The sequence below is a fragment of the Amycolatopsis sp. NPDC051716 genome (genome assembly GCF_040681595.1).
In the GTDB taxonomy this organism is placed as follows: Bacteria; Actinomycetota; Actinomycetes; order Mycobacteriales; family Pseudonocardiaceae; genus Amycolatopsis.
In genome coordinates this window covers 18038-34036 of record NZ_JBFAZA010000049.1, presented here as the reverse complement: position 1 = coordinate 34036, position 15999 = coordinate 18038, and the positions used below count along the sequence as shown (strand labels likewise).

Genomic DNA, 15999 nt, shown 5'->3' with positions numbered 1-15999 from the left:
CGGCGTGAAAATACGCCCTCGCCGCCCTTGATCCCGCGATTCGGACACCTCCACTCGTGTGATCTGGGCCAACAGGCTTGCGTTCGCTCCTCGGGATCGGTTTTACTCAGTACGTCCATCCCGAGCGACTGAGAGACCTGGCTCGCCGAAGTCGCAGCAACCACCCTCCACAGGGCAGGTGCTACCGCCAGGACCGATGGAGGCCGTTTTCGATGAAGAGGGTAGCTCGCCCCCTGCTCCTGACCAGGCGTCGCGTAGTCGACGAAGGCCGCCGCTCCGTGACCGCATGTCGACGCTCCAACTGAGCTTGTCGTAGCCGGTCCACCTCTTCTTCACGCACCGTCCTAACAGGACGGAACTTGCCTGCGGCCGGGTGCCGCCATGCGTGCACCCCGTTTTCTGGAGCCTTCGTGATCACCGTCGAAAATCTGTCCAAAACCTTTGCCACCAACGGAAACTCCGTCGTCGCGCTCCGGGACGTGAGCGTCGACGTCCAGGCCGGCTCGCTCTTCGGCGTGGTCGGTCCCGCCGGGTCCGGCAAGTCCGTCCTCGCCCGCTGCATCGCGCTGCAGGAGCGCCCCGACCGCGGCGTCGTCCGCCTCGACGGCCTCAACACCGGCACCCTCGACGGCCGCCGCCTCCGCGAGATCCGCCGTCAGCTCGGTGTCGTTTCGACGAAACCGGAGCTGATCGCCGAGCGCACCATCGCCGGCAACATCGCCTCCCCGCTCGAGCAGCTCGGCGTCGACGGCCCGCAGCGCCGCAGCCGGGTCGGCTCGCTGCTCGACCTCGTCGGCCTGACCCCGCGCGCCGCGCAGCGCCCGGGCGAACTGTCCGCCGGTCAGCTCCGCCGCGTCGCGGTCGCGAAGGCCCTGGCGGCGGCGCCCGCCGTGCTGCTCGCCGACGACCCGACCGCCGGTGTCGACCCGGAGGAGGCCGGTGCGGTGCTCGCCGTTCTCGACCGGGCGCGTTCCGAGCTGGGCGTCACCGTCGTCGTCACGACGCCGGACGCGGGCGTGGTCCGCCGGGTCTGCGACGACGTCGCGGTGCTGGAGGACGGCACGGTCGTCGAGCGCGGCACGGTCCTCGACCTGATCTCGGACCCGGCCAGCCGCACCGCGCAGGCGCTGCTGCCGGCCATCGAGACCGTCCGCGCGCAGGCGGCGCGCTACGACCGCTCGGCCGACGTCGTGCTGGTCGGGTTCGCCTCGGTCGGCGCGCTGCTGCCGGAGGCCGCGGGCCGCTTCGACGTCGAGTTCGCCACCATCGGCGGCGGCCTGACCCGCATCGGCGACACCCCGGTCGGCCGCTTCCGCCTCGGCGTCCGCGGCGAACGGGCCGACGCGGCACTGGCGTGGGTCGCCGAGCGCGGCGGCCACGTGACCTACACCGCTCGCGGCCCGCAGGGTGTCGCGGCGGCTTGATCCGGCCACGAGAACGCCCCGATGCGCACGTCGCATCGGGGCGTTTTCGCGGGCACGTAGGCTGGTCGGGTGCTCGCCGTAGTTCCGCCCCCAGTCACCGTCCGGGTCCCGGCCAAGGTGAACCTGCACCTGTCGGTCGACGACCTGCGCGAAGACGGTTACCACGAGCTGGTGACCGTGTTCCAGGCGCTGTCGCTGACCGACGAGGTGACCGTCGCGGTCACCGAAGAGCCCGGCATCGAGGTCTACGGCGAGGGGGAAGGCTCGGTCCCGACCGGTCCCGAGAACCTGGCCTGGCGGGCCGTCGAAGCGCTGGCCGGGCACGTCGGCCGCACCGGGGAACCGAAGATCCGGGTGGTGCTGCGCAAGGGCATCCCGGTCGCCGGCGGGATGGCGGGCGGCAGCGCCGACGCGGCGGCGACGCTCGTCGGGCTGGCGAGCCTCTGGAACCTCGACGTCACCCGCGACGAGCTGGCCGAAATCGCCGCCGGGCTGGGCAGCGACGTCCCGTTCGCGCTCTACGGCGGTACCGCGCTGGGTACCGGCCGCGGTGAGCAGCTGGTCCCGGTGCTGTCGCGGCACACGTTCCACTGGGTGCTGGCCTTCGACGCCGAAGGGCTGTCGACGCCGAAGGTGTTCGGCGAACTGGACCGCCTGCGCGCGGCGGGCAACCCGCCCCGGATCGGCTCGCACACGCCGGTCGTGGAGGCGCTGGCCTCCGGCGACCCGCGCCAGCTGGCTCTCCTGCTGGGCAACGACCTGCAGGCGGCGGCGGTCTCGCTGCGGCCCGGCCTGCGCCGCACGCTCCGGGCGGGGGTCAACGCGGGCGCGCTGGCGGGCACGGTGTCCGGCTCCGGTCCGACGTGCGCGTTCCTCTGCGAAGACGCGCAGTCGGCGGTGGAGGTCGCGGCCGAGCTGTCGGGCGCGGGGGTGTGCCGGACGGTCCGCGTGGCCCACGGCCCGGTCCCCGGCGCCCGCGTGGTCGGCGGCGACGACGCGCCACGCCCGGCGCCGCCGCGGGTGCACGCGTGAAGCACGCCGAGTTCGCGTTCCCCGGCCCGCTGCGCGACAAGCTGGTCGCGGGGATTCCTGCCGGGGAAAAGCTTTCGGCCTCCGCGTGGCCGGCCCGGCGCAGCGGCGAAGCCGGCATCGGAATACGGCTCGGTCGGTGTCGCGTTGTGAGCAGAGCCGCCGAGTCGCAGTGTCGTTCGGGAAGCGGAGTGGGCTCGGCCCGCGCACGCCGGCTTGCCGAACCGTTGCCCGCGTTGAAATATCGCCATTTCGCCGAGACCGCCGAGTCCCGGTTCGTCATCGTGCCGGCACCTCCCAACGAAAGGATCGGCTGAACGGATGGCCAACCTGGTCAATCTCGAGTCGGTGAGCAAGTCCTACGGGGTTAAGCCACTGCTGGACGGCGTCTCCCTCGGCGTCGCGGCCGGGCAGCGCATCGGCGTCGTCGGCCTCAACGGCGGCGGCAAGACCACCCTGCTGGATGTCCTTTCCGGACTCGCCGAGCCCGATTCCGGGCGGGTGAGCCATGTCGGCGGCCTGCGGATGGCCGTCGTCACCCAGCGGACGGAGCTGCCGGACGGCAGCAGCGTCGGCGAGGTCGTGCTCGAACGCTACGGTGCCGAGCACGAATGGGCGGCCGACGCGCGCGTTCGGTCCATTGTGGACGGCTTGGGCATCACCGCGATCGGGCTCGACACGCCGACCGCGAACCTCTCCGGTGGCGAGCGGCGCCGGGTTTCGCTGGCGGCCGCGCTGACCGGTGAGCTCGACCTCGTCGTGCTCGACGAACCGACCAACCACTTGGACGTCGAAGGTGTCCAGTGGCTCGCCGACCACCTGCTCACGCGGCGGATCGCGGTCGTGGTCGTCACGCACGACCGGTGGTTCCTCGACACCGTCGCCACCCTGACGTGGGAGGTCGCGAACGGCCGCGTCGAGCAGTACGAAGGCGGCTACGCCGACTGGATCTTCGCGCGCGCCGAGCGCGCCCGGCTGGCCGCGACGGCCGAGGAGAAGCGGCAGAACCTGGCCCGCAAGGAGCTGGCGTGGCTGCGCCGCGGCCCGCAGGCCCGCTCGTCGAAGCCGCGTTACCGCATCGAGGCGGCCGAAGCGCTGATCGCCGACGTCCCGCCGCCGCGTGACTCCGTCGAGCTGCAGGCGTTCGCGAAGCGGCGGCTCGGGAAGACCGTGCTGGAGCTGGAAGACACGACGTACCAGGTCGGCGAGCGGACGCTGCTCGACCACGTCACCTGGCGGATCGGCCCGGGCGACCGGATCGGCCTGGTCGGCGTCAACGGCTCGGGCAAGACGTCGCTGCTGAAGCTGCTCGGCGGGGACGTCGAGGGCTCGACCGGCCGCCGCGTCGAAGGCAAGACGGTCGCGCTCGCGCACCTGCGCCAGGAGCTCGACGACCTGCCCGGCGACCTGCGCGTGCTGCAGGCGATCGAGCAGGTGGCCGGGCGCGTGGTGTTCGGCAAGCAGGAGATGACGGCGTCGCAGCTGGGCGAGAAGCTCGGCTTCCCGGCGGCCCGCCAGTGGACCCCGGTCGCGGACCTCTCCGGTGGCGAGCGGCGCCGGCTCCAGCTGTGCCGGCTGCTGATGGCCGAGCCGAACGTCCTGCTGCTCGACGAGCCGACGAACGACCTGGACATCGACACACTGCAGCAGCTGGAGGACCTCCTCGACGGCTGGCCGGGCACGATGGTCGTGGTCTCCCACGACCGCTACCTGGTGGAGCGGGTGTGCGACACGATCGTCGCGTTGTTCGGCGACGGCCGGATCACCCACCTCCCGGGCGGCATCGACGAGTACCTGAACCGCCGCGCCCTGGACAAGGAACCGGCGGCCGCGGCGGTTCCGACGGCGGCCAAGGCCGAGGCGAAGAAGTCGGCGGCGGACCTGCGCGCGGCGCAGAAGGAGCTCGGCCGGCTGGAGCGCAAGCTCGACCAGCTGCACGCCAAGGAGGAGAAGCTCCACGCGTCGCTGCTGGAGGCGGCGACGGACCCGGCGAAGCTGATGGAGCTGAACGCGACGCTGAAGGGCGTCCAGGGCGAGATCGAGGACGTCGAGGGGCGCTGGCTGGAGACGTCCGAGCTCTTGGAGTGACCCAGGTTTCCGCTTTGCGCGGCGGGCGTTGACACCGAGACAGTAATGTTCCAGCCATGAGCAGGTTCGTGGACACGCTCGTCGCCACCGCGACGAAGCGGGGGCAGCAGCGCGGCATGGTCACCGGGGAGCCGAAGGAGCCGGTCCGGCGGACCTGGGCCGAGGTGCACGCCGAAGCGCGGCGGATCGCCGGTGGGCTGGTGGCCGGTGGGTTCGAGCGCGGGGGTGCCGTGGCCGTGCTGGCCGCGGCGCCGGTGCTGATCGCGCCCACCGTGCAGGCCGTCTGGCTGGCCGGTGGCAGCGTCACCATGCTGCACCAGCCGACCCCGCGCACCGATCTCGCCGAATGGGCCGAGGACACCGTGCGGGTGCTCGGCATGATCGGCTCCGACCTCGTGCTGCTGGGCGAACCGTTCGACCAGCTGGCGCCCGTCCTGGAGCAGAAGGGCATCGGGTTCAAGCTCGTCACCGAGCTGGCCGCCGCCGAGCCGCTGCCGGACGTCGTCGTCACCGACGAGGGCGACACCGCGCTGCTGCAGCTCACCAGCGGCTCGACCGCCGACCCGAAGGCCGTGCGGATCACCTACGGGAACCTGTACTCCAACGTCAAGGCCATGGTCGAGCGCGCGGAGTTCGACTTCGACGTCGACGTGATGGTGTCCTGGCTGCCGACGTTCCACGACATGGGGATGGTCGGCTTCCTGACCGTGCCGATGACCTTCGGCGTCGAGCTGGTCAAGATCACGCCGGTCGAGTTCCTCTCCGGGCCGCTGATCTGGCCGGAGCTCATCACGAAGTACCAGGGCACCACGACGGCGGCCCCGAACTTCGCGTACGCCATCGTCGGGCGCCGGATGGCCCGCGTCGACGAGGACGACGCCTACGACCTCTCGACGTTGCGCATCGCGCTGAACGGCGCCGAGCCCATCGACGAGACCGCCGTTCAGACCTTCGTGGACGCCGGAGCCCGGTTCAAGATGCCGGCGGAGTGCGTCTTCCCGGCCTACGGCATGGCCGAAGCGACGCTCGCGGTGTCGTTCGCGCCGCTGTTCACCGGCCTCACCCTCGACGTCGTCGAGGCCGACGCGCTGGAGGCGGACAACCGCGCGGTGCCCGTCCCCGAAGGCGACCCGCGGCGCGGCACCGACGGCGTCCGATCGTTCGCGCTGCTCGGCCGGCCCCTCGACGGGCTGGAAGCGGAGATCGTCGACGACGCGGGTTCGCGGCTGGGCGAGCGTCAGGTCGGCGAGATCCGGCTGCGCGGCGAGGCCGTGACACCCGGCTACCTGACCATGGACGGCCCGCTCGCGACGCAGGACGACGACGGGTGGCTGAACACCGGCGACCTCGGCTACCTGGTGGACGGCCAGATCGTCATCTGCGGCCGCCGCAAGGACGTCATCATCATGGGCGGCCGCAACCTGTACCCGACGGACATCGAGCGCGCGGCGACCTCGGTCGAGGGCGTGCGCGCGGGCAACGCGGTGGCCGTCCGGCTGGACGCGGGCAGCCGCCGCGAGCGGTTCGCGGTGGTCGTCGAGTCGAAGCTGGCGGGGGATGCCGAAGCCGAGAAGGACCTGATGAAGCAGGTTTCGGCCCGGGTCCGCGACGCGGTGGACATGCGGCCGTACGCGGTGGTGGTGCTCCCGGCGGGCAGCCTCCCGAAGACGCCGTCGGGCAAGGTCAAGCGCGCGGCGACGGCGCAGCAGTACGCGGACCGGATCAAGAAGAACGCCGACGCCTGACCCGAACGCCCCAATGTGGCCTTGGTTGCGTTGAACGCACCCAATGTGGCCTTGGTTGCGTTGAACGCACCCAATGTGGCCTTCGGTGCGTTCAACGCACCGAAGGCCACATTGGGGCGGTTGAGGGTCAGCGTTGCTGGACGCGCACCGCGCGGAGTGTCGGCGGGGTGGCGCGTTCAGCGGTGGCTTCCGGTGCCGTGCGGGCGCCCGGGAGGTCCGGAGCTTGGCCGGTGCGGGCGGCGAGCTGGTCTTCCACCGCGTCGAGGAACTCGTCGACCTCGCGCTCGTCGTAGCCGCGCTTGCCGATCAGCGGCTTCGCGAACATCACGTGGTGCACTTCGGCGGCGGTCAAGTCGTCCTCGTCGGCGAGCGTCTTGGCGATCCGCCGGACGAACGCGTCCACGTCGTGCTTCGCGTAACCACGGCGGCCGATCGGGGCGTTACCGAAGGTGACCTCGGCGAGGTCTTCGGCGGTGAACGACATGGAACTCTCCGATTCCGGGGTTGGGCGGGTGAGAACTCCCGTACACCGTCCTAACCCGTGAACAGGCTGCCCGAAAGGGGCTGCCCCCAACCTCACCCCGACGGGCGGCCTCGCGCCCGCCTTCGGGTGAGCCGGCGCTACGCAGCGCTGTGTGGCCGGGTTCACACCGTGACACCCAGGGGTCCGGGGCCGAACCCCGAGAAAGAACCGCGTCAGCGGCCGAACCACTTCCGGGGCCCCTGCGGCCGCTGCTGCTCCTCGACTTCCGCCGGCCGCGGGTTGCGCAGCTCCACCAGCGCCGCCTCGGCCTCGTCGAGGAACAGGTCGACCTGGGCCTGGTCGTAGCTGCGCATGCCGACCGGCATGATCGTGAACTCGACGTAGTGGATGTCGTCCGGCGTCAGGATGTTCCGCCCGGCCAGTGCCTCGGCGATGAGGTCGAGGAAGGCGTCCACCTCGTCCTCGTTGTAGCCGCGACGGCCGAACCGGGGTTTGCCGAAGGCGATCGACCGGGCTTCGTCCGGAGTCATGGCTTCACCTCGCCACCCATGTCAGCCCGCGTGGAAGGAGTTCTGCGCGGCCGCGAGGCCGGTGCCGATCAGCGCTTCGGTCGCGTCCGCGCACCGGTCCACCTCCAACGGGAGTTCTTTGCGCTCGACCGTCGAAAAGTCCTTCAGCACGAAGTCCGCCGGGTCCTGGCGGCCGGGCGGGCGGCCGATGCCGAACCGCACCCGGTAGTAGTCGCGGGTGCCCAGCGACTTCGAGATCGAGCGGAGTCCGTTGTGGCCGTTGTCGCCGCCGCCGAGCTTCAGCTTCAGCGCGCCGAAGTCGACGTCGAGCTCGTCGTGCACCACGACGATGCCGGACGGCTCGACCTTGTAGAACCGCGCCGCACCGGCCACCGGACCGCCGGAGAGGTTCATGTACGAGCGCGGCTTCACCAGCACCACGCGGCGGCCGGCCAGCCGGCCCTCGAGCACTTCGCCGCCGGTCTTGTGGGTCTTGAACTTGCCGCCGACGCGGGCGGCCAGCTCGTCCAGCACCATGAACCCGACGTTGTGCCGGTTTCCGGCGTACTGGGGCCCGGGATTGCCGAGGCCGGCGAGCAGGATCAGCTCGCCGGCCCCAGGCAGGTCTTCGGTCATACCGCGATGCTATTCGGCCGCTTCGGCCGACTCTTCGCCTGCCGCCTCGTCCTCGTCGCCGGCCTCTTCACGCTGCGGCTCGTTGACGGCCACGACCAGCGATTCCGGGTCGGTGATCAGGGTGGCGCCCTGGGGCAGCTCGACCTGGCCGGCCAGCACCTGGGAACCGATCTCGAGGCCCTCGATCGAGACCTCGAACTGCTCCGGGATGTGCAGCGCCTCGACCTCGACCTGCAGGGTGTCGACGTCCTGGTTGACCAGGCCGCCCGGGCCGGGGTTGCCGGTCACGACGACGGGGACGTCGACGACGATCTTCTCGCCGCGCTTCACGACCAGCAGGTCGACGTGCTCGATGTAGTTCTTCAGCGGGTGGACCACGATGGTCTTGGTCAGGGCCAGCTCGACCGAGCCCTCCAGGTCCAGCGTGATGACGGCGTTCGAGCCGTTCTCGCGGACGACGCGGGCGAATTCGATCGCCGGCAGCGCGAAGTGCCGCGGGTCCGACCCGTGGCCGTAGAGGACGGCGGGGATCTTGCCGGCGCGACGCGTGCGGCGCGCGGCGCCCTTGCCGAACTCGGTGCGCGGCTCGACGGACAGACGTACCTCGGACACGGTGTGGCACTCCTTCAAATCAAGACAGCATGCTGCGGCGGGGGAAGCCGATGTGTTCGGTTCAAGGAAGTTTCGGCGGCGAGTTTCCGGGCGTGCACGACGACGGGGGCTACTCGAGCCGCCGCGTCGATCACGCCGGGCACCCCAGAAGGGCCCCGCCTCGCCGAGACAACCTCAAGAGTGTAAACCAACCTCATCACGGTGGGTTGCGGCGGGTGCCCGGCCCAGGCTAGAACCCTCCTGGAACCCCGGTACGTGACGACACAAATCCGGTGGCGGGACGACGCCGGCCGAGGTGTGCTCGGTAGCGGGAGAAGCAGGGGGCGGTAAATGCGGGCTCGAGGGAGCAGGGTGGCGGCGGTGCTGCTGCTGGGTGGGTTGCTGGCGGGCTGTCAGGTGGCGGTCGCCGGCACCGCCGGTGTCTCCGCGGCCGACCAGGCGACGGCGGACCGGCGCGCCGAGCAGCGCGACGCGGTCGACGCGGCCCTCACAGCGCTGGGCCAAGCGCCGGCGCTCGCGCTGAAGTCCACGGTCCAGGGTGCCGAACAGCAGTTCCGGATCACCCGCGGCGGTTACGCCGTCGGCGGGCTGCCGCTGGACGGCCGCTTCATCCAGGTGACGGCCGCCGCGGCCCAGTTCTACCTGCAGGCCGACGCCGACTACTGGAAGGCGCACGCCATCGACGAGAGCACGCAGTTCGGCACGAGCTGGGTGCGCTCGCTCGGCTCCGAACTGCCCTTCGACCCGGCGGCCCGGTTCACCCCGCCGGCGCTCGCCTCGGGGCTGCGCAAGGCGCTGACCGGGCTCGACCGGCAGGGTGAGCCGGTCAAGGCGAAGCTGCCGGACGGCACCGAGGTCTACCAGCTCGGCGCCGCGCCCAGCGTCCTGCGCGTCACGACGGCCAAGCCGAACCGCCTGGTCAGCTTCGCCCCGACGCTGCTCGACCCGCAGAACGGCCCGAAGTACGGCGCCGAGTTCCAGGTCGCCGCGCTCACCGGGGACGCGGTGAAGGCGTTCCACACCGACCTCGACGCCGCCGTCGGCGGGCTGGGGCAGCCGTTCGAGGGGCTGGTGCAGGCCAGCGCCGTCGTCACCGACGACCACCTCGACTGCAAGGACTTCGTCGGCTCCTGCACGACCACGGTCGACGTCTCCAACAGCGTCGTCGGCACGCCGGCGTCGGGGGAGAAGAGCGTCGTCCACATCACCCTCTCGGTCGAGGTCAGCGCCGATTCGCTCGGCGCGCAGACGTGCACGACGGCCGGGGACGCGGAGCCGTACAAGACGATCCAGCTGTCCTGCGCGGTGAAGTTCAAGCTGCCCAACCGCACGGCCAGCTACCAGGTGCTGTCGAAGCCGAGCGCGTCGGCGGAGGTGCGCGCGGGCCTGGACGTCGACGCCGTCAAGCAGCGGGTGGCCGCGGAGTTCGCCGGTCTCGGCGGCTGACCTGGACACCTACCCCCGGGTGTGTTGCTTCCGTTGAAGTAGGTGATCTTCCGTTCCTAGCATCGGCCGTGAACGGCCGACAACGAACGAGGAGATCCCATGGCCAAGCTGGTGGTTTTCGGAGCGACGGGGTACGCCGGGGGCAAGATCGGCGCCGAGGCGCTGCGCCGCGGACACGAGGTCGTCGGGGTCGCGCGCAACGCGGGTGCGGTCCCCGAAGGCGTCGAAGCCCGGCAGGGTTCGCTGCACGACGAGGAGCTCGTCGCGCAGGTCGCGAAGGACGCGGACGTCATCGTGGTGGCCACCCCGGCCCGCGAGATCGACGGCAAGAAGCTGATCGACGCCGTCCCGGCCCTGGCCCGGATCGCGGGCGAGAACGGCGTCCGGCTGTCGTTCGTGGGCGGCGCGGCGAGCCTGCACGTGGCCGAGGGCGGCCCGCGGCTGTTCGACACCCCGGAGTTCCCGGCCGAGTACAAGGACGAGGCCGGCAGCCACGCCGAGGTCCTCGGCCTGCTGCGCGAGCAGCCCGAGCGCCTCGACTGGTTCTACGTCAGCCCGGCCGCCGAGTTCGGCGCCTGGACCGCCGGCGAGCGCAAGGGCGAGTTCCGGATCGGCGGCGACGTCCTGCTGACCGACGAGAACGGCAAGTCGCACATCGGCGGCGACGACTTCGCGATCGCCTACGTCGACGAGATCGAGCAGCCCAAGCACCGCCGCGCGCGTTTCACCGTGGCTTACTGAAGCTCGCGGATCACCGGGGCGAAGGTCTCGAGGTCCGGTTCGAAGACCGTGATGTACGAGAAGCCGTAGCGTTCGCGCCGGGCTTCCAGCTGCCCGGCGATCTCCTCGACCGTGCCCAGCAAGAGCTGGGGCGTGTCGAGGAGCTCGCGGGCGTCGGGGACGGCGCTGCGCTCGGTCAGCTCGTGCCACGCCTCGGCGGCTCGGTCGCGGTCGTCGGTGACCTCGACGTGCTGGACCAGCATGTTGTACTCGACCTCGCGGCCGGTCTTGGACCGGAAGAACGCGACCCGCTCGTCCATCGCCTCGGCGTTGTCGAGCCTGAAGGTGCCCGGCGGCTTGCCCGGCTGCTGCCGGAGCCCGGCGAACCCGACGACGTCCGCGTGCTCGGCGGCCAGCTCCAGGACGCCGTCGCTGTTGCCCGCGATGAGCAGCCGCGGGTGGTCGATGCCCTCGTCCTCGAAGTGTTTCCGCAGGTAGCCGAGGCTTTCTTCGAGGTAGCCGATCCGGGCCGCGGCGTTTTGCCAGGGAATACCGGCGGCGTCGAACTCGCGCTTCATGTGCCCGGCGCCGAGGCCGAGGTCGAGGCGGCCGTCGAGCAGCGCGGCCGTCGAGGATGCTTCGCGTGCGAAGAGCGCGAGGTTGTAGAAGGGCACGTTGGACACGAGCGTGCCCAGCCGCGGCCGTTCGGTGACGGCGGCCGCCATGGCCAGCACCGGGAACGGCGCGAACCGGCCGGTGCCGAGGTGGTCGGGCACGGTGATGGCGTCGTAGCCGAGCTCTTCGGCCCGCCGGCACTTGGCGATCCAGGCGTCGCGGCTGCCGATCTCGCGGAAGCTGACGCCGAACTTGAAGTTCCCCATGCCGGCGACGCTAGTGCCGGGAACCCCCGCCGGGCGCGGAGTTTCGCGCCCGGCGGAAGGGTCGTCAGGCGTTGCCGTCGAACAGCGACGTCACCGAGCCGTCTTCGAAGACCTGCTGGATGGCCTCCGCCAGCATCGGGGCGATCGACAGCACCGTCAGTCCGGGGAACCGCTTCTCCTCCGGGATCGGCAGCGAGTTCGTCACGATGACCTCGCGCGCCTTGCACGACGAGAGCCGCTGCGTGGCCGGGTCGGACAGGATGCCGTGCGTCGTCGCGATGACCACGTCGGCCGCACCCTCTTCGATCAGGGCTTCGGTGGCCTTCACGATCGTGCCGCCGGTGTCGATCATGTCGTCGATCAGGACGCAGAGCTTGCCCTCGACCTTGCCGACCACGCGGTTGGCCACCGCCTGGTTGGGCTTGTCCGGGTCGCGCGTCTTGTGGATGAACGCGATCGGGCGGTCCCCGAGCGTCTGCGCCCACTTCTCGGCCAGCCGCACGCGGCCCGAGTCCGGCGAGACGACCGTGATGTCCGCGTCGCCGTAGGTGGCCTTGATGTGCTCGGCCAGCACGGTCTGCGCCATCAGGTGGTCGACCGGGCCGTCGAAGAAGCCCTGGATCTGCGCGGTGTGCAGGTCGACCGTCATGATCCGGTCGGCGCCCGCGGTCTTGAACAGGTCCGCGATCAGCCGCGCCGAGATCGGCTCGCGGCCCTTGTGCTTCTTGTCCTGGCGCGCGTACGGGTAGAACGGCATCACCACGGTGATCCGCTTCGCGCTCGCCCGCTTGAGCGCGTCCACCATGATCAGCTGCTCCATCACGAATTCGTTGATGGGCGTGGTGTGCGCCTGGATGACGAACGCGTCGGTACCGCGGACGGACTCCTCGAACCGGACGAACAGCTCGCCGTTGGCGAACGTGTGCGCCGTCTGCGGGGTGATCGTCACGTTGAGGTGCTCGGCGACCTCTTCGGCGAGCTCGCGGTGGGCCCGTCCGGAGAAGAGCATCAAGTTCTTCTTCGGTGTGCCTTGCTTCGGACTCATGCTGGCGACTCCCCGTCGGTTCCTGCTGCTGAATCGGCGTCGAGGGCGGCCTGGGCCGCCTCCGCCGCGGGCGTACCCGGCCGGCGCCGGATCGCCCAGCCTTCGATGTTGCGCTGCGGCGGCGCCGACACCGCGAGTGTGCCCGGCGGGACGTCTTCGCGGATCACGGCACCCGCACCACTGTAAGCGCCGTCACCGATGTGCACCGGGGCGACGAAGGTGTTGTCCGCGCCCAACCGGACATACGACCCGATAACGGTCCGGTGCTTGTGCACGCCGTCGTAGTTCACGAACACACTGGAACAGCCGATGTTGCTGTGCTCACCGATCGTGGCGTCACCCACGTAGGTCAGGTGGGGCACCTTCGTCCCGGCCCCGATGTCGGCGGCCTTCGTCTCGACGAACGCGCCCAGCTTCGCCTTGACGCCCAGCTTCGTGCCCGGCCGCAGGTAGGTGAACGGGCCGACGTTGACGCCGTCGCCGAGCTCCGAGTCCGACCCGTGCACGCGGACCACCGAGGCGCCCGCGCCGATGGTGACGTTCGTCAGCGTGCTGTCCGGGCCGATCGTGCTGCCCTCGCCCACCGACGTCGTGCCCTTCAGCTGCACGCCCGGCTCGATGACGACGTCACGGGAAAGGGTGACGCCGGCGTCGATCCAGGTCGTGGCCGGGTCGGTGATCGTGACGCCCTCGCGCTGCCAGCGCTGCACGATCCGGCGGTTCAGCTCGGCGCCGAGCACCGACAGCTGCACGCGGTCGTTGACGCCTTCGGTGAGCCACGGGTCGTCGACGACCAGCGCGCCGACTCCGACCCCGTCGCCGTTCGCGATGCCCAGCACGTCGGTGAGGTAGAGCTCGCCCTGCGCGTTGTCGGTCGAGAGGCGCGAAAGGCCGTCGCGCAGCACCGCCGCGTCGAAGGCGTAGACGCCCGAGTTGATCTCGGTGATCTCGGCCTGCTCCGGGGTGGCGTCCTTGTGCTCGACGATCCCGGTGACCTTGCCCGCGCTGTCGCGCACGATCCGGCCGTACCCGGCCGGGTCGGCGACCACCGAGGTGAGCACGGTGACCGCGTTCTTCGCCTCGGTGTGCTCGTCGAGCAGCGCGCCCAGGGTCGCGGTGTCGAGCAGCGGGACGTCGCCGTAGCTGACGAGCACGGTGCCGGTGAGGTCGGCGGGCAGGGTCGCGAGCGCGCAGGACACGGCGTGGCCGGTGCCCTTCTGCTCGGCCTGCACCGCGGTGCCGACGGAGCGCCCGAGCGCGTCCCCGACCGCGGCCAGCCGTTCGCCGACCGCTTCACGGCCGTGCCCGACGACCACCACGAGGTGTTCGGGGTTCAGGCCGGCGGCGGCCCGGACGGCGTGCTCGACCAGGGGCCGCCCGGCGATCGGGTGCAGCACCTTCGGCGTCGAGGAACGCATGCGGGTGCCTTCACCCGCAGCCAGGATCAACGTGCTCAGCGGGCCGGTCAACGGCGCTCCCAACGGGTTACCACAAGATGGCGTCTGTCGGGCACCGATCCTAACTGTGCTGGATATCAGCAATCCGACCGGCAGTCACGGCGGAAAGGGTGCCGGTGAGCGGGCCTGCTCGCCGACCGTTTCCGCCTGCTTTCGGCCGGATTGCTAACTGTGCTCTTCCGCGTCCCACGCGGGGTCGGTGGGCGGCGCCTCGTTCGCCCACGCGGTGGCCGGGTCCGCGGCCATCGAGTTGGCCGACGCCACCTGGTTGCCGCCGCCGCGTTTGGCCTGGTACATGGCCGCGTCCGCGCGGGCGAGGACCTGCTCGCCGCGCTCCTGCGGCCGCAGCGAGACCAGCCCGATCGACAGCGTCACGCCGTGCGAAAGGTGGTGCGGCAGGTTGGAGACCGACTTCACCGCGCGGCCGAGCGCCATCTTCGCCGCGGACGCGGGCGTGCCCGGGAGCAGGACGATGAACTCGTCGCCGCCGTAGCGCGCCACCAGGTCGTCGCCGCGCAAGGCGTCGCGGAGGGTGCTCGCCACGACACGCAGCACGTTGTCGCCTTCGGCGTGCGACTGCTTGTCGTTGACGCCCTTGAAGCCGTCGAGGTCGACCAGCGCGACCGCCAGCGGTTGCGCGTCGGCCGACGACGCGAGCTGACGCAGCTTCTCGTCCAGCGCACGCCGGTTCGGCAGGCCGGTGAGCGGGTCCTGCAATGCTTGCTGGGTGATCGCGCCGTGCTCGGCGGAGAGCCGTTCGTGCTCGCGGCGGGCGTTCAGCGTGGCGATCTGCGACTCGCGCAGGCTCCACATCTCCGACTCCAGGCGGCGCGCGTAGTCGATCAGCGACTCGCTGGCGCCGGAGGCGTAGTCCGGGCTCGTGTCGAGCCGGGCCAGCTCGCGGGCGATGTTCAGCCGCATCGACGGCTGCGAAGTGTCGTCCGAGATCGACTGGCGGGTCTCGCGCAGGACCGTGAGGGCCTCGGTGCGCCGGCCTTCCTTGTCCAGGCAGCGCGCCAGCGCGATCGCGACGATCTCCCGGTCGTGCCCGAACGCGCGCTCGGTGTAGAGGTGCTCCAGCCGTTCGATGTGCTCGGCGCCCGGCTGGTTCAGCGCCGGCGCCGCGGCGAGGACACCGACCTGGTCGATCGCCGCGACGTTCGCCTTGCGCGGGAACAGCGACTCGGCGAACGGGCCTTCCGCGGCCGCCCCCATCGACGCCGCGGTGCGGAACTTCTCGGCGCTCTCGTCGTACTCGTCGATGCGCTCCAGCCGCAGGCCCCAGCCGAGCAGCATCTTGATCCGGTTGATCAGCTGCAGGGCGATGTCGTGCGGGCTCGCGCTCTCGCGGATCGCGGTGGCGGCCCGGCCGATGACCTCCTCGGCGGCTTCGTAGACGCCGAGCTGGTTGAGCACCAGCCAGCAGTCGATCAGCGTCGAGGAGAGCAGCCGGTTCCAGTTGCGCAGCCCGACCTGCCGGTCCGGGATGGTGGAGTCGTCGAGGATGGCCAGCGCCCGGGCGATCTCGGTGAGCGCGGCGTCCTCCTGCGCGGCGATCACGAGCCGGCGCCCGCGCAGGGCGTGCGCGTCCGCCCGCAGCAGGGCGATGCCGTGGCGGCGGGTGTGCGCGAGCATCTCGTCGAGCCGGGGCTCGGCCTCCGCGGCCAGGCCCTTCGTGGCCAGCCGGGCCAGCGCCGACGAGCGCAGCAGCTGGGCCACGAGCAGGGGCTCGCCGCGCCGCTGGGTCTCGTCGAGCAGCTCGTCCATCATCGCGACGATCTCGAGCTGCTGGGTGTACTCGTGCCGCTGGACCGCGGCGTTCAGCTCCCGCGCGCGCCCGACGATCCAGGCGTCGGACATCTCGGCCAGCGCGGGCCGCCTGGCCGTCACCGGGTCGGTCGCCTCGTCGGTCAGCGCCAACCT

At 71.2% G+C, this 15999-nt stretch carries 15 protein-coding genes and 1 riboswitch; of the genes, 7 read left to right on the top strand and 8 right to left on the bottom strand.

Annotated elements, in window-relative coordinates:
• The first annotated feature begins 112 nt into the window (after window positions 1-112).
• Window positions 113-203, top strand: a riboswitch (SAM riboswitch).
• A gap of 207 nt (window positions 204-410) precedes the next feature.
• The 5 genes from AB0M30_RS42530 (at window position 411) to AB0M30_RS42510 (ending at window position 6286) form a co-directional block, all read left to right on the top strand.
• On the top strand, window positions 411-1424 hold the full coding sequence (locus AB0M30_RS42530) for an ATP-binding cassette domain-containing protein (protein WP_364596798.1): 1014 nt from the start codon (window positions 411-413) through the stop codon (window positions 1422-1424).
• A gap of 69 nt (window positions 1425-1493) precedes the next feature.
• On the top strand, window positions 1494-2456 hold the full coding sequence (locus AB0M30_RS42525; protein ID WP_364596795.1) for a 4-(cytidine 5'-diphospho)-2-C-methyl-D-erythritol kinase: 963 nt from the start codon (window positions 1494-1496) through the stop codon (window positions 2454-2456).
• Window positions 2453-2770, top strand: a complete 318-nt coding sequence (locus tag AB0M30_RS42520; protein ID WP_364596792.1) for a hypothetical protein — start codon at window positions 2453-2455, stop codon at window positions 2768-2770. The genes AB0M30_RS42525 and AB0M30_RS42520 overlap by 4 nt, the downstream gene beginning before the upstream one ends.
• A gap of 4 nt (window positions 2771-2774) precedes the next feature.
• Entirely contained in the window at window positions 2775-4541 is a 1767-nt protein-coding gene (locus AB0M30_RS42515) for an ABC-F family ATP-binding cassette domain-containing protein (RefSeq protein ID WP_364596789.1), read from the top strand.
• Window positions 4542-4597: 56 nt separating this feature from the next.
• A complete protein-coding gene (locus AB0M30_RS42510) occupies window positions 4598-6286 on the top strand; it encodes a fatty acyl-AMP ligase (protein WP_364596786.1) in 1689 nt (562 codons plus the stop codon).
• A gap of 127 nt (window positions 6287-6413) precedes the next feature.
• Here the strand turns inward: AB0M30_RS42510 and AB0M30_RS42505 are convergent, their stop codons facing one another.
• The 4 genes from AB0M30_RS42505 to AB0M30_RS42490 all read right to left on the bottom strand — a co-directional run bounded on the left by AB0M30_RS42505 (window position 6414) and on the right by AB0M30_RS42490 (window position 8527).
• Complete coding sequence (locus AB0M30_RS42505) at window positions 6414-6770, bottom strand: DivIVA domain-containing protein (protein WP_364596783.1); 357 nt, start codon at window positions 6768-6770, stop codon at window positions 6414-6416.
• Window positions 6771-6982: 212 nt separating this feature from the next.
• The gene (locus AB0M30_RS42500) at window positions 6983-7300 is read right to left on the bottom strand and encodes a DivIVA domain-containing protein (RefSeq protein ID WP_103336889.1); all 318 of its coding nucleotides are present in this window, start codon (window positions 7298-7300) and stop codon (window positions 6983-6985) included.
• A gap of 21 nt (window positions 7301-7321) precedes the next feature.
• On the bottom strand, window positions 7322-7915 hold the full coding sequence (pth, locus tag AB0M30_RS42495) for an aminoacyl-tRNA hydrolase (protein ID WP_103336890.1): 594 nt from the start codon (window positions 7913-7915) through the stop codon (window positions 7322-7324).
• 9 nt (window positions 7916-7924) lie between these two features.
• Window positions 7925-8527, bottom strand: a complete 603-nt coding sequence (locus AB0M30_RS42490; RefSeq protein ID WP_364596780.1) for a 50S ribosomal protein L25/general stress protein Ctc — start codon at window positions 8525-8527, stop codon at window positions 7925-7927.
• Between the two features lie 351 nt (window positions 8528-8878).
• On the opposite strand from AB0M30_RS42490, the gene AB0M30_RS42485 reads away from it, so the two are divergent.
• Together AB0M30_RS42485 and AB0M30_RS42480 are read left to right on the top strand one after the other, a co-directional pair.
• A complete protein-coding gene (locus AB0M30_RS42485; RefSeq protein WP_364596777.1) occupies window positions 8879-9973 on the top strand; it encodes a hypothetical protein in 1095 nt (364 codons plus the stop codon).
• 99 nt (window positions 9974-10072) lie between these two features.
• Window positions 10073-10714 (top strand): NAD(P)H-binding protein, encoded by a 642-nt coding sequence (locus tag AB0M30_RS42480; RefSeq protein WP_364596774.1) that lies wholly within the window; start codon window positions 10073-10075, stop codon window positions 10712-10714.
• Here the strand turns inward: AB0M30_RS42480 and AB0M30_RS42475 are convergent.
• The 4 genes from AB0M30_RS42475 to AB0M30_RS42460 all read right to left on the bottom strand — a co-directional run bounded on the left by AB0M30_RS42475 (window position 10708) and on the right by AB0M30_RS42460 (window position 15996).
• Window positions 10708-11574, bottom strand: a complete 867-nt coding sequence (locus AB0M30_RS42475; protein ID WP_364596771.1) for a TIGR03621 family F420-dependent LLM class oxidoreductase — start codon at window positions 11572-11574, stop codon at window positions 10708-10710. The two genes, AB0M30_RS42480 and AB0M30_RS42475, sit on opposite strands and share 7 nt — an antisense overlap.
• Before the next feature lie 64 nt (window positions 11575-11638).
• The gene (locus tag AB0M30_RS42470; protein ID WP_360163234.1) at window positions 11639-12619 is read right to left on the bottom strand and encodes a ribose-phosphate diphosphokinase; all 981 of its coding nucleotides are present in this window, start codon (window positions 12617-12619) and stop codon (window positions 11639-11641) included.
• The gene (gene glmU, locus AB0M30_RS42465) at window positions 12616-14088 is read right to left on the bottom strand and encodes a bifunctional UDP-N-acetylglucosamine diphosphorylase/glucosamine-1-phosphate N-acetyltransferase GlmU (RefSeq protein ID WP_364596768.1); all 1473 of its coding nucleotides are present in this window, start codon (window positions 14086-14088) and stop codon (window positions 12616-12618) included. Before glmU ends, AB0M30_RS42470 begins: the two co-directional genes overlap by 4 nt.
• Before the next feature lie 153 nt (window positions 14089-14241).
• Window positions 14242-15996, bottom strand: coding sequence for a GGDEF domain-containing protein (locus AB0M30_RS42460; RefSeq protein ID WP_364596765.1), 1755 nt, complete (start codon window positions 15994-15996; stop codon window positions 14242-14244).
• Between the last annotated feature and the right edge of the window lie 3 nt (window positions 15997-15999).